We start from the raw sequence: 17623 nt of genomic DNA on the forward strand, positions 1-17623 counted from the left end.
GGCGTCAGGCCTCGCAGCACTCCGGCTCGTCCAGGCCCCTGGGCAGCAGGTCCCCGCCGAAGACGGCGCAGGTCGCCTCGTGGCCGCCGAGAGCGGCGACCGCGAGCAGCAGGGAACCGGCCGTCCAGGAGGTCAGCTCGCGCGGCCAGACGGCGTCGTCGTCGAAGACGTAGCCCGTCCAGTACAGGCCGGTCTCCGGATCGCGCAGGTGCTGGATGGACTGAAGGACCTCCAGCGCGCGGTCCGACTCGCCCATCGCCCACAGGGCGAGGGCCAGTTCGGCGGACTCGCCGCCGGTCACCCACGGGTTCGGCACCACGCACCGCACGCCGAGCCCGGGGACGACGAAGCGGTCCCAGCCCTCCTCGACGCGGGCCTTGGCCTCGGCGCCGGTGAGGGCGCCGCCCAGCACCGGGTAGTACCAGTCCATGGAGTAGCGGTCCTTGTCGAGGAACCGCTCCGGGTGCCGGCGTATCGCGTGCCGCAGCATGCCGACGGCCAGCTCCCAGTCGGGCTGGGGCTCCTCGCGCTGTTCGGCGATGGCGAGCGCGCAGCGCAGCGCGTGGTGGATGGAGGAGGAGCCGGTGAGCAGCGCGTCCGCGGTGGACGTGCCGTCGTCCTCGCGCTTCCAGCCGATCTGCCCGCCGGGCTGCTGGAGTCGCAGGACGAACTCCACGGCGGCGTGCACCACCGGCCACATGCGGTCGAGGAAGGTGTCGTCGCCGGTGGAGAGGTAGTGGTGCCAGACGCCCACGGCGACGTAGGCGACGAAGTTGGTCTCGCGGCCCCGGTCGGTGATGTCGTGGGCGTCGCCGTCGGCGTACGCCGCGTACCAGGAGCCGTCCTCGTTCTGGTGCCGGGCGAGCCACAGGTAGGCCTGTTCGGCGGCGGTGTGCTCGCCGGCCGCGTCCAGTGCCATGGCGGCCTCGACGTGGTCCCACGGGTCGAGGTGGTGGCCGCGGAACCACGGGATCGCGCCGTCCTCGCGCTGCACGGCGAGGATGCCGCGGACGGTCGCGGCGGCCTGCTCGGCGGTGAGCACCCCGGGCAGGACGAGGTGTTCCGTCCTGGGTGTGGTCACTTGGCGTCCACCCGGGGCAGGTGCGGCTTGGTCGCGTAGACCACGAAGCTCTTGCCGATCAGCGGGTTGAGCGCCTGCTCGGCGACGCGGGTGGCGAGGGGCTTCTTCATGATGTCCCAGACCAGCAGCTTGTGGTACGCGCGCACCGGCAGGGCCTTGTCGTTGTCGACGCCGAACGCGCACTTCAGCCACCAGTACGGCGAGTGCAGGGCGTGCGCGTGGTGCGAGCCGTACGGCCTCAGCCCGGCCTCGCGGACCTTCGCGACGAGTTCGTCGGCCTTGTAGATGCGGATGTGGCCGCCCTCGACCTCGTGGTAGGCGTCGGACAGCGCCCAGCAGATCTTCTCCGGGCCGTAGCGCGGGACGGTGATCGCGATCCGGCCGCCGGGCTTGAGGACCCGGACCATCTCGGCGAGGACGCCCTTGTCGTCCGGGATGTGCTCCATCACCTCGGAGATGATCACGACGTCGAAGGACTCGTCGGGGAACGGCAGCGCCAGCGCGTCGCCCTCCATGGCGGTCGCGGTGGCGCCCTCGGGGGCCTCGCCGGCCTCCTTCATCGCCGCGAACCACTTGGCGACCTCGCGGATCTCCTCGGCGTTCTGGTCCAGCGCCACGACCTGCGCTCCGCGCCGGTAACACTCGAACGCGTGCCGGCCGGCGCCGCAGCCGAGGTCCAGGACTCGGTCGCCCGGGGCGAGCGGGAACCGGGAGAAGTCGACGGTCAGCACGTGGCCCTGCTTTCGGGGTAGACGCCGGTGACACTGGTGATGCTGGGGGCGCCCGAGGCGCCGGCGATGGCCTCGCGGTAGCGGGCCACCGTGCCTTCGGCCGCGCGGGCCCAGGTGAAGTGCCGCAGGACGCGGTCGCGTCCGGCGGTGCCGAGCCGGCGGCGCAGGTCCTCGTCGCCCAGCAGGCGGGCGAGGCCGGCGGCGAGCGCGCCCGCGTCGCCCGGCGGTACGGCAAGGCAGGTCTCCCCGTCCGCTCCGGCGACCTCCGGGATGGCTCCGCCGGTGGTGGCGACCAGTGGTGTGCCGGTGGCCATGGCCTCGGCGGCCGGCAGCGAGAAGCCCTCGTACAGCGACGGCACGCACGCCACCTGCGCCGAGCGCACCAGGTCGACGAGTTCGGCGTCCGAGATGCCCTTGACGAACTCGACGGCGCCTTCCAGCCCGTACCGTTCGACGGCCTGGGCGACCGGGCCCTCGGTGGGCCGCTTGCCGACGACGACGAGGTGGGCGTCGGGCTGCTCGGTGCGCACCTTCGCCAGCGCCTCGACGAGGAACACCAGCCCCTTGAGCGGCACGTCGGCGCTGGAGGTGGTGACGATCCGGCCGGGCACCTTCGGCACCGACGGGTCGGGCGAGAAGAGGTCGGTGTCGGCGCCGATGTGCTCGACGTGGACGCGGTCGCGCTCGACGCCGAGGTGGTCGACGATCTCCTGGCGGGAGGTGCCGGAGACGGTGAGCACGGACGGCAGGCGGCGCGCGACCCGCTTCTGCATCCGGGTGAACGCGTACCAGCGCCGCACGGAGTACCGGCGCTGCCAGCCCTCGGCCGCGTCCAGCTCCAACTGCCGGTCCACGGTGATCGGGTGGTGGATGGTGGTGACGAGGGGGGCGCCCAGGTCGCCCAACAGGCCGTAGCCGAGCGTCTGGTTGTCGTGGACGACGTCGAAGTCGCCGCGCCGGGCGCGCAGATGGCGGCGGGCCCGCAGCGAGAAGGTCAGCGGCTCGGGGAAGCCGCCGGTCCACATGGTGGCGACCTCCAGCGCGTCGATCCAGTCCCGGTACTCGCCGCGCTTCGGGGTGCGGAACGGGTCGGGCTGGCGGTAGAGGTCCAGGCTGGGCAGCTCGGTGAGGCTGAGGCCGTCGTAGCCCTCGTCGAGGATCGGGTACGGCTGGGCGCCGATGACCTCGACCTGGTGGCCGAGGCGGGCGAGTTCGCGGGAGAGGTGGCGGACGTAGACGCCTTGGCCGCCGCAGAACGGGTTTCCCTTGTACGTCAGGAGCGCGATGCGCAGCGGGCGCTCTCCGGAAAGGTCCCGACTGGCCTCAGCGGTCACTCCGGGCCCCCTTCTGCCTGCACTGTCCCGCGAGATTATGCCGGGACGCTAACCTAGAACAAGTTTCAGACTTGATCGTTCAAGAGGCTCTGAATCTACCGGCAGGTAGCGCCGCTGTGAGAAGTGGATCAGGTGATTCACGCCACGGCCCGCGCCCGCCGCGAACCCCTGCCATGCTGTGTGATCGCACACCCTCACGGACTGTCACGGAACGGGACCCATGGAGAAGGTGGAAGCCGCCCCCGCCCGCCCCGCCTCGCCCCTCACCGAGCGGCAGGAGGCCCGCCGGCGCCGCATCCTGCGCGCCACCGCGCAGCTCGCCTGCCGGGGCGGTTTCGACGCGGTGCAGATGCGGGAGGTCGCCGAGTCCTCGCAGGTGGCGCTCGGCACGCTCTACCGCTACTTCCCCTCCAAGATCCATCTGCTGGTCGCGACCATGCAGGACCAGCTGGAGCACATGCACGGCACCCTGCGCAGACGGCCTCCGGCCGGGGAGACGGCGGGCGAGCGCGTCGCGGAGACCCTCATGCGCGCCTTCCGCGCCCTCCAGCGCGAGCCGCAGCTGGCCGACGCGATGGTCCGCGCCCTGACCTTCGCCGACCGCGGCGTCAGCCCCGAGGTCGACCAGGTCTCCCGCCAGACCACGGCGATCATCCTCGACGCGATGGGCCAGGACCACCCGGACCCCGCCCAGCTCTCCGCCGTCCGCGTCATCGAACACACCTGGCACTCGGCCCTCATCACCTGGCTGTCGGGCCGCGCGTCCATCGCCCAGGTGAAGGTCGACATCGAAACGGCGTGCAGGCTGATCGACCTGACGGCGGCGGACGCCTGACGGCGTGACACCTTCCGGCGTCCCGTCCCCGCTCCACGGCCCCCGCCCCACGTGACGTACCACTCGGAGTGACCCCCTGTACTCCCCGGTAAAGTGGCCGCGTCGTCATCACACCCGTACGGGGGGAAGCCGGTGCAAATCCGGCGCTGACCCGCAACCGTGAGTCGGACCCCGGGGGTTCGGCGAGCCGGATCGCCTCGGGCGGACGTGGAACGGCTCAGCACCGTCGAGGTTCACGGAGCCGGGCCGCCCGGGGTTCTCCCGTGCCGCCCGGTTCCCCGTAGGGAAGGGCATCCGCCGATCATGAACGTCCGCCGCAGCGCCGCGGCCCTGGCCGCCGCCGCAGTGATCGGTGTCGCCGCGACCCCGGTCGCCCAGGCCGCCGACTCGTCCCCGTCCGCCTCACCGGCGATACCCGCCGGGCTGTACGGCGCCGGCGACCCGACCTACGACGGCGTGTGGCGGCAGTCGCTCGCGCTGCTCGCGCAGGACGCCGTCGGTGTGCGGCCCGCTCCGAAGGCCGTCGACTGGCTGGTGGGCCAGCAGTGCGCGAACGGCGCGTTCGCCTCGTTCCGCGCGGACGCCGCCAAGGCCTGTGACGCCAAGACCATGCTGGACACCAACGCCACCTCCGCCGCCGTCCAGGCGCTCGCCGCGCTCGGCGGCCGGGACGCGGCGGCCGGCAAGGCCGTCGCCTGGCTGAAGTCCGTGCAGAACGAGGACGGCGGCTGGGGCTACGGCGCCGGATCGCCCAGCGACGCCAACTCGACCTCGGTGGTCGTCGGCGCGCTCGCCGCGGTCGGCGAGAAGCCGGCGGAGGTGACGAAGAAGGGCGAGTCGCCGTTGGACGCGCTGCTCGGCCTGGCCATCGCCTGCGACGAGGACGGCGGCGGCGCCTTCGCCTACCAGCCGGACAAGAAGGGCGAGCTGGCCGCCAACGCGGACGCGACCGCCGCGGCCGTGCTGGGCTCGCTCGGCGAGGGCCTGGCCGCCCCGGCGGGCGCGAAGGCCGGCGTGCCGAAGTGCGCGGCGGCGAGGACGACCGAGCAGGCCGCCGCCAACGGTGCCGCCTATCTCGCCGACGCGGTCGCCGAGAGCGGCCACCTCACCTCCGCGCTGCCGGGCGCCGAGGACCAGCCGGACTACGGCAACACCGCCGACGCGGTCGTCGCGCTCGCCGCGCAGGGCGGTGCCGAGCAGGCGGAGAAGCCGCTGAAGTGGCTGGAGCAGAACTCCGCCGCCTGGGCGAAGCAGAGCGGTCCGGCCGCCTACGCCCAGCTGATCTTCGCCGCCCGCGCCGCCAAGGCCGACCCGCGGGACTTCGGCGGCCACGACCTGGTCGCCCTGCTGAACGCGACCGGCCCGGCGCCGGTGGCCGCCGAGAGCGCGGCCGGCGACGACGAGCGGACCGCCGACGAGGACGGGAACGACGACGGCACCGGCGTGTGGTGGATCGTCGGTTCGCTGTTCGTCGCCGGTGTCGGCGGCGGGATCCTCATCAGCGGTCGCCGCAAGGGGCGGACGGCGTGAGTCCGCGCCGTGCCGCCGGACTGCTCCTGGCCGTGCTGTTCCTCGTGCTCGGCACCGGCCAGGCGCAGGCCACCGGCTACCGCTACTGGTCCTTCTGGGACCGCGACGGCGAGGGCTGGAGCTACGCCACCCAGGGCCCGGCGACCGCCCGGCCCGCCGACGGTGACGTGCAGGGCTTCCGGTTCGCCGTCAGCGAGGACTCCGAGGGCTCCGCGCAGCCGCGCGGCACGGCGGACTTCGACGTCATCTGCGCGCGGACCCCGGAGCGGGACGACCGCAAGCGGGTCGCCCTGGTGATCGACTTCGGTACGGCGGCGGACGCGCCGTCCGGCGAGACGCCGCCGGAGCGCCGTACGGCGTGTGCGAGCGTGGCGCCGGACGCGACGACGGCCGAGGCGCTGGCGGCCGTGGCGAAGCCGCTGCGCTACGACACCAACGCGCTGCTGTGCGCCATCTCCGGCTATCCGGAGAAGGGCTGCGGTGAGCAGGTGAGCGGCGACAGCGCGACACGGGAGGCGAAAAGCGCCGGGGAGGACGACGGGAGCGGTCCGTCCGTCGGTCTCCTCGCGGGCGCGGCGGCGGTCCTGGTCCTGGGCGCGGCGGCGGTCTGGCAGGCCCGGCGACGCAGGCATGGCTGACGCGCGCTCCCGGCCCGGCCCCTCGCTTCGTCCCGGCTCTTCGCTGCATCCCGGAGCCTGGTGGCTCTGGGCGCTGTCGCTGGGTGTCGCCGCGACCCGCACCACCAACCCGCTGCTGCTCGGCGAGCTGATCGCGGTCTCCGCGTACGTCGTCGCGGCCCGCCGCCCGAACGCGCCGTGGGCGCGTTCCTACGGGGCGTTCCTGAAGCTGGCGCTGCTGGTGATCGCGATCCGGATGGTGTTCGCGGTCGCCCTGGGTTCGCCGATCCCCGGCACCCACGTCCTCGTGTCGCTGCCGGAGGTCCCGCTGCCCGAGTGGACGCAGGGCATCCGGCTGGGCGGTGACGTGACCGCCGAGGTGGTGGTCTTCGCCTTCTACGACGGTCTGAAGCTGGCCGCGCTGCTGATCTGCGTGGGCGCGGCGAACTCGCTGGCGAGCCCGTCGCGGCTGCTGAAGTCGCTGCCGGGCGCGCTGTACGAGACGGGGGTGGCCGTGGTGGTGGCGCTCACCTTCGCGCCGCATCTGATCGCGGACGCGCGGCGGCTGCGTGCCGCCCGCCGGCTGCGCGGCCGGCCGGACCGCGGGGTGCGCGGCCTGCTCCAGGTGGGCCTGCCGGTCCTGGAGGGCGCGCTGGAGCGGTCGGTCGCGCTGGCCGCCGCGATGGACTCGCGTGGCTACGGCCGTACGGCGCTGGTCCCACCGGCGGTCCGGCGGACGACGGCCGCGCTGACGCTGACCGGTCTGCTCGGGGTCTGCGCGGGAACGTACGGACTGCTCACCGCCGACGGCGCCGGCTACGGCGTCCCGGTGCTGCTCGCCGGACTGGCGGCGGCGCTGGCCGGGCTGTGGCTGGGCGGCCGCCGCTCGCTGCGCACCCGGTACCGGCCGGACCCGTGGGGTGCGCGCGCCTGGCTGGTGTCGGGCTCCGGTGCGGCGGTGGCCGCGGCCCTGACGCTGGCCGCCTCCGCCGATCCGGCGGCCCTGCATCCGGGCGTCGTGCCGCTGGTCGCGCCGACGCTGCCGGTGTGGCCCGCGGCGGCCGTCCTGCTCGGTCTGCTCCCCGCGTTCGTCACCCCATCGCCCGAGAATCCGAAGGAGCCGTCGTGATCCGCTTCGAGGACGTCTCCGTGACCTATGACGGAGTCACGGAACCCACCGTCCGGGGCGTGGACCTCGAGGTGCCGGAGGGTGAGCTGGTCCTGCTGGTCGGCCCGTCCGGCGTCGGCAAGTCGACGATCCTGGGCGCGGTCAGCGGTCTGGTCCCGCACTTCACCGGCGGCACCCTGCGCGGCCGGGTCACGGTGGCCGGCCGGGACACCCGCACCCACAAGCCGCGCGAACTGGCGGACGTGGTCGGCACGGTCGGCCAGGATCCGCTGTCGCACTTCGTGACGGACACCGTCGAGGACGAGCTGGCCTACGGCATGGAGTCGCTGGGCCTGGCGCCGGAGGTGATGCGCCGCCGGGTGGAGGAGACCCTGGACCTGCTGGGCCTGGCCGCCCTGCGGGACCGTCCGATCGCCACCCTGTCGGGCGGCCAGCAGCAGCGGGTCGCGATCGGCTCGGTGCTCACGCCGCATCCGAGCGTCCTCGTCCTCGACGAGCCGACGTCCGCGCTGGACCCGGCGGCGGCCGAGGAGATCCTGGCGGTCCTCCAGCGGCTGGTCCACGATCTCGGGACGACGGTGCTGATGGCCGAGCACCGGCTGGAACGGGTCGTGCAGTACGCCGACCAGGTCCTGGTGCTGCCCTCCCCCGGCGCCGCCCCGCTGCTGGGCCCGCCGGCCGAGATGATGGCCGTGTCCCCGGTGTGTCCGCCGGTGGTGGAGCTGGGCCGGCTCGCCGGCTGGTCCCCGCTGCCGCTGACGGTCCGCGACGCCCGCCGTCGCGCGTCCGGCCTGCGTGAACGCCTCCGGGACGAGGAAGCGCCGGCCGCGCCGGCCCTGCCCGTGGCACCGCGGCCGGACGCCGTCCCGCCCATGCCGCGCCGCTGGTTCCGCCGGCCGTCCGAGGCCGCCGCGCCCGCCGCCGAGGTCCGCGCGCTGGCTGTCCGCCGGGGCCGGATCGCCGCGCTGCGCCATGTCGACCTCACGGTCCGCGCGGGTGAGACGGTCGCGCTGATGGGCCGCAACGGCGCCGGCAAGTCCACGCTGCTGTCGTCGCTGGTCGGGCTGGTGCAGCCGGCGTCCGGCTCGGTCCGCGTCGGCGGCGCCGTGCCGCACCGCACCTCGCCGCCCGACCTGGTCCGCCGGGTCGGCCTGGTCCCGCAGGAACCGAGAGACCTGCTCTACGCCGACACGGTCGCCGCCGAGTGCGCGGCGGCCGACGCGGACGCGGGCGCGGAGCCGGGCACCTGCCGGGCGCTGGTCTCTGAGCTGCTGCCCGGAGTCGCCGACGACACCCATCCGCGCGATCTCTCCGAGGGCCAGCGGCTGACCCTGGCCCTGGCGGTGGTGCTGACCGCCCGCCCGCCGCTGCTGCTCCTGGACGAGCCGACCCGCGGTCTGGACTACGCCGCGAAGTCACGGCTGGCCGTGCTGCTGCGCCGGCTGGCCGCCGAGGGCCACGCCATCGTGCTGGCCACGCACGACGTGGAGCTGGCGGCGGAGATCGCGCACCGGGTGGTGCTGCTCGCCGAGGGCGAGGTGATCGCCGACGGGCCGACGGCGGAGGTGGTGGTGTCCTCTCCGTCGTTCGCGCCGCAGGTGACGAAGATCCTCGCGCCGCAGGAGTGGCTCACGGTGAGCCAGGTGCGGGAGGCCCTGCGATGACCGACCGCCAGGTTCGCCCCGTCCGCCTCGGACCGCGCTCGATCGCCACGCTCGTCCTGGTCAGCGCCGTCGGCGTGGCGGCGGTGGTGTGGCCGTTCTTCGCCATGCCCGAGGCGGCGGTGACGGCGCACAGCCAAGACGCCCCATGGCTGTTCGCGGGTCTGCTGGTCCTGCTGGTCGCCGTCGTGGCCGCGTCGATCGCGGAGTCGGCGCTGGGCGCGAAGGCGGTGGCGATGCTCGGTGTGCTGGCCGCCGCGGGGGCCGCGCTGCGGCCGATGGGCGCCGGGACCGCCGGCATCGAGCCGATGTTCTTCCTGATGCTGCTGAGTGGCCGGGTCCTGGGTCCCGGCTTCGGCTTCACGCTCGGTTCGGTCAGCATGTTCGCGTCCGCGCTGCTCACCGGAGGCGTGGGTCCGTGGATGCCGTTCCAGATGCTGTCGGCGGGGTGGTTCGCCATGGGGGCCGGGCTGCTGCCGGGTCCGCATCGGCTGCGCGGTCGCGGTGAGCTGCTGCTGCTGGCCGTCTACGGCTTCCTGGCCGCGTTCGCCTACGGCCTGGTGATGAACGCGCAGGGCTGGCCCTTCCTCCCACGGGACGGCTCGGACATCGCGCCGGATCCGAACCTGGGTACCGCCGCGAACGTGGCCCGCTTCCTCGCCTACTGCCTCGCCACCTCCCTCGGCTGGGACCTCGGCCGCGCGCTCGTGACGGTCCTCCTCACCTTCGCCGTCGGCCCGGCCGTGCTGAAGGCCCTCCGGCGGGCCACCCGACGGGCCGCTTTCGAGACCGCGGTCACATTCGAGGGGCCGAAATCGGACATCGCGCGTGAAGCGGCCCACAGGACCCAGGTCACATACGACACGAAATAGTAGACAAATCGGACGCCATGCTCACCTCAATACTGCGCCTGACCTGCGCATTGAGAGCCACGTCACACAAGGGACCTTCGTCAGGTATGCGGCCACAACTAGTAAAGGGGGTCATTGCGGACGGCTTTCCTGGCTGCTTCTCTGGATGACGTCGCACGGCGCCGACAAGCCCCCACGGGCCTCGGCGCCGACGCGTGTCAGGCACTTCGCATCGCGGGGTCACGGCAGGCAGCGACACCACCGTCCCCGAAGAAAAAGGTTCTCCGTGACTGTCGCCCGCATCGCCCGCCGCATCGCGTCCCCGAAGAAGGCCCTCACCACCGCCGCCGTGGCCGCCGCCACCGTCGGCATGGCGCTGACCGCCGCTCCGGCGCACGCCGCGACGAACGCTTCGCCCAGCCAGGCGAAGGCGATCGCGAAGCAGCTGATCCCGAACGCCGCGCAGTACAACGCCTTCAGCAAGATCGTCGAGCACGAGAGCGGCTGGGACGTCGACGCCACCAACCCGTCGTCCGGCGCCTACGGCCTGGTCCAGGCCCTGCCCGGCAACAAGATGGCCGCCGCCGGCGCCGACTGGAAGACCAACCCCAAGACCCAGATCAAGTGGGGTCTGGACTACATGAACTCCCGCTACGGCAGCCCCGTCGGCGCCTGGAACTTCTGGCAGGCGAACGGCTGGTACTAAGCCGAACCTGCACCCCTGAGGCACGCCCGAAGGCGGTGGCCCCTGATCCCCGGGCCACCGCCTTCGGGCGTTTTCACGTCAGCGGTTCAGCGCTGGGCGGCCCAGCCGATGAACTCCGAGAAGGTGCCGGGGGCCAGGGCGAGGATCGGCCCACCGGGGTTCTTGGAGTCACGGACGGCCACGGTGGCGGACAGTTCGGCGATCTCGACGCAGTCGCCGCCCTGATCGCTGCTGTACGACGACTTCCACCAGTCCAGCCCGCCGATCGGCGCGCACTCGACGCACTCGCCGCCCTGATCGCTGCTGTAGCTCGACTTACGCCACTGAGCCCCCGCCGCAATCGCGTTGCTCGCCATAGCGTTCCTCCATCACGCGTCGGATCAGCTCCGCCGAATCTCTGAGGGAGAGGGCGGCGGCTCGCAGATGATCGTAACGGAGTGAGCAGTCGTTGACGGTCTCCGGGTTGGCGCTGGGATGGCCGCTGCCATAGCCCTCCGTGTAGACGATGGCCGGGTCGCTCGTGAAGCGGAAGAGGGTGAATGAGCCGGTCAGTCCGGCGTGTTCGCCGACCTCGTACGGCAGCACCTGGATGTTGATCCTCGGGTTGCTCTCGAACGACAACAGGCGCTGAAGTTGCCCGAGCATGACCTCCCGGCCGCCGATCTCCTGGTGCAGCGCGGCCTCGCTCAACACCGCCCAGAACACCGGCGGTGTCTCCTTCTCGAAGATCTGCTGACGGGCCAGCCGCACGGCGGTGCGGTCGTCGAGGTTGGTCTCGTCCAGCACACCGAGCACGGCCCTCGCGTACGCGTTGGTCTGAAGCAGACCGTGGACCATGTTCATCTGGAAGGTGCAGATCTCGGCCGCCCGCGCCTCCAGCTCCGCCACCTGCCGGAACCACGCCGGAAGCTGACTGCGCAGCACCAGCGACACCAAGCGGGACAGCAACCCGTCCGACCCCAGCGCCGCGTCCACCCGCTCGCTGAACTCCGCCGTCGGAACCTTCCTCGCCGTCTCGATCTGGCCCACCAGCGAGCCGGTGTAGTTGACGATGTCGCCGAGCTGCCGTTGCGTGAGCCCCGCGGCCTCTCTGAGTCTGCGCAGCTCGAAGCCGTAGTAGTCGAGCGGTGAGGCCCCCGGGTCAAGGACGTTGATGTTCACGTACGGCCCCTCTCTGACAACTCGGTCCACACCAGGACCCGTTGTGTCCGTTCGGTAGCAAAGAGTAGCGACGGCCCGTCAGCCTCGTACCGTGAACGCATACTTTCTCCCGCCCCACCTGGGGCCACGCACTCCCCAGTACCGCATGTCCCTCACCGTCGGGACGCACTCCGCGCGGCACATCCGCCGGATCGTGCGGTCCTTCCTCGAGGAGTGGGACATGGCCGGGCTGGCGGACGCCGCCGAGCTGGGGGTGACCGAGCTGGTCGCCAACGTCGTACGCCATGTCCCGGACCGCCGCTGCACGGTGGTGCTGCTGCGGCAGACCGCGGCGGTCCGGGTGGAGGTGACCGACGGGTCGGATCACCTGCCGTCCCTCTCCGCCGGCTTGTCCGCCGACTCGGAGACCGGCCGCGGGCTGGTGCTGCTGGACGCGGTGGCGGACAAGTGGGGCGTGGACGCCGTGTCCGGCGGCGGCAAGACCGTGTGGTTCGAGTGCGCGGCGGCGACGGCGGCCCTCGGGCCCTGAAGGGCGTACGCGAGGCCGAAACCGCCGAGGACGACGGCCGCGCCGCCCGCCGCGTCCAGCACCCAGTGGTTGCCGGTGGCGACGATGGCCAGGCCGGTGAGCAGCGGGTGCAGCAGTCCGGCGGTCTTCATCCACGCTCGGGGCGCGACGATCGCGATGACCAGGCCGCACCACAGGGACCAGCCGAAGTGCAGGGACGGCATCGCGGCGTACTGGTTGGTCAGCGCGGTCAGGGTGCCGTAGTCGGGCTGGGAGAAGTCCTGGACGCCGTGGACGGTGTCGATGACGCCGAGGTCCGGCATCAGCCGGGGCGGGGCCAGCGGGTAGAGCCAGAAGCCGACGAGGGCGAGCAGGGTGGTGAGGCCGAGCGTGGAGCGGGCCCAGCGGTAGTCGACCGGGCGGCGCCAGTAGAGGAGGCCGAGGACCGTCAGCGGGACGGCGAAGTGGAAGGACGTGTAGTAGAAGTCGAAGAATCCGCGCAGCCAGACGACGTCGACGACGGCGTGGTTGACGGCGTGCTCGATGTCGAGGTGGAGCACGCGTTCCAGGGACAGGATCTGCTCGCCGTGACGCTCGGCCCGCTCCCGGCCGCCGGAGATGGTGCCGCCGGTCGCGGCGAGCCGGACCTGGGAGTAGGCGGCGTAGGTGACGCGGATGAGCAGCAGCTCCAGGAGCAGGTTCGGCCGGGCCGGCACCCGGTGCAGGAACGGCAGCAGCGGCACCCACCGGAAGCGGGCCGCGACCGGCGCGGCGTACTCGGTGGGGATCGGCGAGCGGTAGTACGGCGAGGTGCGGGAGAGGAAGGGGACGGCCGCGGCAGCGAGGAGGGCCACGAACAGCGCCGTGTTGTCCCGCAGTGGGTGCAGGAAGCCCATGTCCGGCAGCATCATCCCGGCCGGGAGGGTCATGACGAGGATGACGGCGACCGGCCAGACGGGGCGGTCGGCGGCCCGTCTGCCGACCCGGCCGACGACCGCGAGCAGCACCCACAGGAGCTGGTGCTGCCAGGTGGCCGGCGAGATCGCGATCGCCGCGCAGCCGGTGACGGCGACGGCGAGCAGCAGCTGGCCGTCGCGCGCGTAGCGCACGGCCCGGCGGACGCCGAGGACGGCGACGGCCGCGCCGAGCGCCAGGAAGAGGCCGATCTCCAGTGGGCCGGAGAGGCCGAGGCGGAGCAGCGCGCCGTGCAGGGACTGGTTGGCGAGGTCGTCGGCGGGCCCGTCGCCGGTCAGGTGGCGCACCCAGGAGGTGTACGAGTCGTGCGGCGTCGCCGCCCAGGCCGACGCCGTACAGACGGCGAAGGCGGTGCCCAGCGAGGCGGCGGCGGTGCGGCGGCCGGTGAACCACAGCAGGGGCGTGAACAGCAGCAGGGCCGGCTGGAGGGCGGCGGCGATCCCGATGAGCGCGCCGCCGGCCCGCCGGCCGCGCACGGCGAAGCAGCCGAGGAGCACCAGCAGGACCGGCAGGATGCTGCTCTGGCCGAGCCAGAAGGCGTTGCGGACCGGCAGCGACAGCATGAGCAGGCTGATCGCGGCGGGCGCGGCGAACAGCTCCGTGCGGTGGCTGACCGGCTGGGGCAGCGCGCGGGCGGCGACCAGGCCGAGCGCGACGACCAGCAGCAGGGTGCCGAAAGTCCACCCCCAGGCGGGGGCCTGTTCCGCCGGACGGGTGAGGAGCGCGAGGGTCAGCTGCCGTACGGCGAGGACCGCGGCGAGCAGCCACAGGCCCAGGCGGGCGGCCCGCAGCCGCGCTCTGGTCGCGCCGACCGCCGTCGCCCCGAAGGCGCCCGCAGGTCGCTCGCTGTGCTCCGCATTCGCCACGCCTCGCCGGCCTCCCGCCCATAGGCCCAGGTGTGTGTTCCGTGGGCGCTGTGCATCGATGTGCGCACCTTATGAGAGGGTCGCACCGGCTTATACGGAAAGACGCAGGTCGCACTCTCTGTCACCTGACATCCGATTTTCATGTTGTCTGAAAGACGCCACCGGTGGAACCGCGCGGTCCGCCCAGCCGTCGGCAGCTCAGAGAGAGCGGCTCCACGAAAGGGACGGCGAGAGTGATGGGCACAGCCAGGGCGCGGACCCGGGGACGGCTGGTCGCGGTGGTCCTCGCACTGCTCGGCCTCCAGATCGGCTCACTGCTGATCGGGCCGGCGTACGCGTGCGGCTGCGGGGCGATGGTGCCGGACGACGCGCGGCGGGTGCGGGTGGACCGCGAGGAGTCCGTCCTGCGCTGGGACGGGCGGCGGGAGCAGATCGTGATGAGCCTGACGGTCGAGGGGGACGCCGAACGGGCCGCCTGGATCATGCCGGTGCCGGACCGGGCCACCGTGAGGCTCGGCGACCCGCGGCTGTTCGACGAGGTGCGGGCCGCGACCGCGCCCGTGCACCGGGACCGCACCTACTTCTGGCCGCAGCACGGCGACTGGCCGTTCACCGCGGACGGGGACAGCGCCGGAGCCCCGATGCCGGGCGACGCGGCCGGGTCCGGAGTGGGGGTCGTCGGGCGGCAGCGGCTCGGCGCGTTCGACGTGGCCCGGCTGACCGCGACCGACCCGGCGGCCCTGGACACCTGGCTGCGCGACAACGGCTTCGCCTTCCCGGCCCGGCTGCGCGAGGCCCTGGCGCCGTACGTGGAGCGGCGCTGGGAGTACGTGGCGATCCGGCTCGCCCCCGACGCCGACGGCCTCGCCCTGACCGGCACCCTGGACACGATCCACCTCGAATTCGCCGCCGACGCCCCGGTCTACCCGATGCGGCTGTCCCGGCTCGCCATGACCCCGCAGTCGCTCGGCCTGTACGTGCTCGCCGGCCACCGCATGGAGCCGCGCGACGACATCGGCGGCGCCGCGCCGCGGGTCACCTACGCCGGGCGGGTCGGCGAGACGTCCGGACCGCTCGCCGAACTGGCCCAGGGCACGCCGTTCCTGACCGCCGTCGCCCAGGAGTTCCCGGCGCCGGACCGGATCTCCGGCGACCACGAGCTGCGCCGCACGGCCACGGACAGCACCTACCAGCAGGTCGTCTACGAGGACAGGCTGCGCACGATCGCCGGCGTCCCGGCGTGGCTGCTGACCGTGGGCGGGGCCCTGGCGGCGGTCGCGGCGGCGGTGGCGGTGCTCGTCGTACGGCGGTCCCGGGCCGGGGCACGGCGTGCCCTACCGGCCGGGGAACCCGGACCCGACTACCTTCGTTAGCGCATCTAGTTAGGTCTTCTAATCGACTGTGAGAGGGCAGAGAGCATGAGCGAGTCGCAGATCTGGGACGCCGTCGACGGATACCTCTCCTCGCGCCTCTGCCCCGAGGACGAACCCCTCACCGCCGCCCTGCGCGACAGCGAGGCCGCCGGACTGCCGCAGCTCAGCGTCACCGCCGCACAGGGCAAGCTGCTCCGGCTGCTCGCCGAGATCCAGGGCGCGCGCAGCATCCTGGAGATCGGCACCCTCGGCGGCTACAGCACCATCTGGCTGGCCCGCGCGCTGCCCGCCGACGGCCGGCTGGTCTCCCTGGAGTACAGCCCCCGGCACGCCGAGGTCGCCACCCGCAACCTCGCCCGCGCGGGGCTGGACAAGATCGCCGAGGTGCGGGTGGGCCCCGCCCTGGAGTCGCTGCCCCGGCTCGCCGACGAGAACCCGCCGCCCTTCGACCTCGTCTTCATCGACGCGGACAAGGACAACAACGCCCACTACGTGGAGTGGGCGGTGAAGCTCACCCGCGCCGGCAGCCTGATCGTCGTCGACAACGTGGTGCGCGGCGGCCGGATCGCCGACGCGGACAGCGACGCCCCGGACGTCCGGGGCACCCGCGCGGCCATCGAGCTGATCGGCTCCCACCCGCGCCTGAGCGCCACCGCGATCCAGACCGTGGGGGCCAAGGGGTACGACGGGTTCGCGCTGGCGCGGGTGCTCGCGTAGGACCCGTCAGACCTCGTGGTAGAAGCCGACGTTGACGCTCTGCGGGGCGGTGCGGTCCTGGATCACGATCTCGCCGTTGCCGCCGCGCGGCAGCGGCACCGTGCCGCCGTAGGCGAGCGGCTGCGCGTACTCGCCCATCACCAGCCGGACCTCCGAGGACGGCTCGGGCTGGGAGCCGCGCAGCCAGGTCACCTGCCAGCCGCCGTCCGGGCCGCACAGGAACTCCAGGTGCACCCGCGAGACGAACAGCCAGTCGTCCGGGGTCACCAGACGGCACACGGCCCTGTCCCGCCCCACCCTCAGCACGGCCCCCGGTTCGCTGGGCGCGTCAGCCATGAGCATGCCGGCCGTGGCACCCGCGTCCGCCCCGGAGACGGAGGCCATGGTCAGTTCGAGCACGTGCTGCTCCTTAGTCCTGTGACGCCCTTCGCGCGACGGCCGGATCGGCCTGCCGCCGCCGCATGATAAATCGCCCGGCGCGGCGGCGTCCGGCACAATGGCCGCATGACCGAGCGAAAGCCACCCGGCGTGAGCTTCGAGTCCTGGACCGACAAGCAGATCCGAGACGCGGCGGCGCGCGGCGAGTTCGAGCGGCTGCCGGGAGCGGGCAAGCCCCTGCCGAGCGATGTGGAAGCCGCGTACGACGAGCAGTGGTGGATCAGGCGGAAACTGGCCCGCGAGGGGCTGTCGGTCCTGCCGCCGACGCTGGCGCTGCGCAAGGAGGCGGAGGACGCGCTGCTCGCGGCCGTCGCCGCGCCGTCGGAGCGGGCCGCACGCAGAATCGTCGAGGACGTCAACGTCAAGATCCGCGACATGATGTACAAGCCGCCGCCCGGCCCTCCGCTGGGACTGAAGCCGTACGACGTCGAGGACGTCGTACGCCGGTGGCGGGAGGGCCGGGCGGCGGGAGGCTGAGGGCGTCGGCCCCAGCCGTGCTGCCTCAGTGGTGCAGCAGCCGGTCCGCGAGTTCGCGGTAGTCGCGCAGCGCGAGCCGCAGCTGCTCGGTGTCGGTCGTGCCGGGGGTCGCCTCGTCCGTCTCCTGCCAGGAGTGGCGCAGGGTACGGCGGCGCTGGGTCACCGCGTCCGTGAAGCGGTTCGCGATCTCCTCCAGCACCTGGTCGGCCTCTTCCACGGCCGCGCGCGGACCGTCCACGAAACCGGACACCGCGTGCTGGAGCCGGGCCGAGAGCTTGTCGGCCTCGCTGTGCGCGAGCAGCGGCGAGGAGTGCGACGCCTTGGCGGAACGGGCGGCACCCGACTCCACCCCGGCGGTCCGCCCGCGCTCCGCGGCGGCCGCCTGGCCACCGACGGGAGACTGGCCGGTCTGCGTGACGTGGCCGGTCTGCGTGGCGCCCGTCTGCCCGGCCTGGCCGGGCGCGGTGTACGGCAGCTGTCCGCCCGAGCCCTGCGGCGTGCCGCCCGCGGTCTGCGGGACCGGTGCGGCACCCGGCGCCTGCGGCATCGCGCCGCCCGCCGACTGCGTGCCCGGCGTGTCCGTGCCCAGCGGCCTGCGTTCGTCACCGCTGCGGTGCGGGACCTCGGTCATAT

General features: G+C 73.2%; 18 protein-coding genes and 1 pseudogene. 11 read left to right on the top strand and 8 right to left on the bottom strand.

The genetic code is table 11. The annotated features are described in order from the left end of the window. Window positions 1–4: 4 nt before the first annotated feature. The 3 genes from ABT232_RS05010 to ABT232_RS05020 are packed head-to-tail and all read right to left on the bottom strand — an operon-like array spanning window position 5 to window position 3146. Window positions 5–1081, bottom strand: a complete 1077-nt coding sequence (locus ABT232_RS05010) for a prenyltransferase/squalene oxidase repeat-containing protein (RefSeq protein WP_351835992.1) — start codon at window positions 1079–1081, stop codon at window positions 5–7. Continuing rightward, window positions 1078–1812, bottom strand: a complete 735-nt coding sequence (locus tag ABT232_RS05015) for a class I SAM-dependent methyltransferase (RefSeq protein WP_351835995.1) — start codon at window positions 1810–1812, stop codon at window positions 1078–1080. The genes ABT232_RS05010 and ABT232_RS05015 overlap by 4 nt, the downstream gene beginning before the upstream one ends. Continuing rightward, the gene (locus ABT232_RS05020) at window positions 1806–3146 is read right to left on the bottom strand and encodes a glycosyltransferase family 4 protein (RefSeq protein ID WP_351835997.1); all 1341 of its coding nucleotides are present in this window, start codon (window positions 3144–3146) and stop codon (window positions 1806–1808) included. Before ABT232_RS05020 ends, ABT232_RS05015 begins: the two co-directional genes overlap by 7 nt. A 220-nt stretch (window positions 3147–3366) precedes the next feature. On the opposite strand from ABT232_RS05020, the gene ABT232_RS05025 reads away from it, so the two are divergent. From ABT232_RS05025 to ABT232_RS05055, 7 genes are all read left to right on the top strand, one after another. Continuing rightward, window positions 3367–3981 carry a TetR family transcriptional regulator gene (locus ABT232_RS05025; RefSeq protein ID WP_351836000.1) on the top strand — a complete coding sequence of 205 codons (615 nt, stop codon included), beginning with the start codon at window positions 3367–3369 and terminating at the stop codon, window positions 3979–3981. A 303-nt stretch (window positions 3982–4284) separates the two neighbouring features. Further along, the gene (locus ABT232_RS05030; protein ID WP_351836003.1) at window positions 4285–5511 is read left to right on the top strand and encodes an SCO2321 family membrane protein; all 1227 of its coding nucleotides are present in this window, start codon (window positions 4285–4287) and stop codon (window positions 5509–5511) included. Beyond that, complete coding sequence (locus ABT232_RS05035) at window positions 5508–6149, top strand: SCO2322 family protein (RefSeq protein ID WP_351836005.1); 642 nt, start codon at window positions 5508–5510, stop codon at window positions 6147–6149. The genes ABT232_RS05030 and ABT232_RS05035 overlap by 4 nt, the downstream gene beginning before the upstream one ends. Beyond that, window positions 6142–7257 (top strand): energy-coupling factor transporter transmembrane component T, encoded by a 1116-nt coding sequence (locus ABT232_RS05040; RefSeq protein ID WP_351836008.1) that lies wholly within the window; start codon window positions 6142–6144, stop codon window positions 7255–7257. Before ABT232_RS05035 ends, ABT232_RS05040 begins: the two co-directional genes overlap by 8 nt. After that, window positions 7254–8921 (top strand): ABC transporter ATP-binding protein, encoded by a 1668-nt coding sequence (locus ABT232_RS05045; RefSeq protein ID WP_351836010.1) that lies wholly within the window; start codon window positions 7254–7256, stop codon window positions 8919–8921. The genes ABT232_RS05040 and ABT232_RS05045 overlap by 4 nt, the downstream gene beginning before the upstream one ends. Further along, complete coding sequence (locus ABT232_RS05050; RefSeq protein ID WP_351836012.1) at window positions 8918–9790, top strand: ECF transporter S component; 873 nt, start codon at window positions 8918–8920, stop codon at window positions 9788–9790. The genes ABT232_RS05045 and ABT232_RS05050 overlap by 4 nt, the downstream gene beginning before the upstream one ends. A 265-nt stretch (window positions 9791–10055) precedes the next feature. Further along, window positions 10056–10475: an aggregation-promoting factor C-terminal-like domain-containing protein gene (locus ABT232_RS05055; RefSeq protein WP_351836015.1), complete on the top strand. Its 420-nt coding sequence runs from the start codon at window positions 10056–10058 to the stop codon at window positions 10473–10475. Between the two features lie 86 nt (window positions 10476–10561). Here the strand turns inward: ABT232_RS05055 and ABT232_RS05060 are convergent, their stop codons facing one another. Together ABT232_RS05060 and ABT232_RS05065 are read right to left on the bottom strand one after the other, a co-directional pair. Beyond that, window positions 10562–10831, bottom strand: a complete 270-nt coding sequence (locus tag ABT232_RS05060) for a DUF397 domain-containing protein (RefSeq protein WP_351836018.1) — start codon at window positions 10829–10831, stop codon at window positions 10562–10564. After that, window positions 10791–11636, bottom strand: a complete 846-nt coding sequence (locus ABT232_RS05065) for a helix-turn-helix domain-containing protein (protein ID WP_351836020.1) — start codon at window positions 11634–11636, stop codon at window positions 10791–10793. Before ABT232_RS05065 ends, ABT232_RS05060 begins: the two co-directional genes overlap by 41 nt. Window positions 11637–11856: 220 nt before the next feature. On the opposite strand from ABT232_RS05065, the pseudogene ABT232_RS05070 reads away from it, so the two are divergent. Then, window positions 11857–12069: pseudogene (locus ABT232_RS05070) on the top strand (ATP-binding protein); the annotation flags it as partial. Here the strand turns inward: ABT232_RS05070 and ABT232_RS05075 are convergent. Then, on the bottom strand, window positions 12000–13985 hold the full coding sequence (locus ABT232_RS05075; RefSeq protein WP_351836023.1) for a bifunctional glycosyltransferase 87/phosphatase PAP2 family protein: 1986 nt from the start codon (window positions 13983–13985) through the stop codon (window positions 12000–12002). The pseudogene ABT232_RS05070 and the gene ABT232_RS05075 overlap by 70 nt on opposite strands. A 236-nt stretch (window positions 13986–14221) precedes the next feature. On the opposite strand from ABT232_RS05075, the gene ABT232_RS05080 reads away from it, so the two are divergent. Continuing rightward, window positions 14222–15358 carry a DUF2330 domain-containing protein gene (locus ABT232_RS05080; protein WP_351836024.1) on the top strand — a complete coding sequence of 379 codons (1137 nt, stop codon included), beginning with the start codon at window positions 14222–14224 and terminating at the stop codon, window positions 15356–15358. Between the two features lie 45 nt (window positions 15359–15403). After that, a complete protein-coding gene (locus ABT232_RS05085; RefSeq protein ID WP_351836027.1) occupies window positions 15404–16075 on the top strand; it encodes an O-methyltransferase in 672 nt (223 codons plus the stop codon). 6 nt (window positions 16076–16081) lie between these two features. Here ABT232_RS05085 and ABT232_RS05090 read toward each other — a convergent pair whose 3' ends face one another. Further along, entirely contained in the window at window positions 16082–16474 is a 393-nt protein-coding gene (locus tag ABT232_RS05090) for an FHA domain-containing protein (RefSeq protein WP_351836030.1), read from the bottom strand. A gap of 105 nt (window positions 16475–16579) precedes the next feature. Here ABT232_RS05090 and ABT232_RS05095 point away from each other — a divergent pair, with 105 nt between their 5' ends. Continuing rightward, a complete protein-coding gene (locus ABT232_RS05095) occupies window positions 16580–16990 on the top strand; it encodes a DnaJ family domain-containing protein (RefSeq protein WP_351836031.1) in 411 nt (136 codons plus the stop codon). A 25-nt stretch (window positions 16991–17015) separates the two neighbouring features. Here ABT232_RS05095 and ABT232_RS05100 read toward each other — a convergent pair whose 3' ends face one another. Continuing rightward, window positions 17016–17621 (bottom strand): hypothetical protein, encoded by a 606-nt coding sequence (locus ABT232_RS05100; protein ID WP_351836033.1) that lies wholly within the window; start codon window positions 17619–17621, stop codon window positions 17016–17018. Window positions 17622–17623: the final 2 nt, after the last annotated feature.

It is taken from the genome of Streptomyces sp. NPDC001532 (assembly GCF_040298625.1).
Lineage (GTDB): Bacteria > Actinomycetota > Actinomycetes > Streptomycetales > Streptomycetaceae > Streptomyces.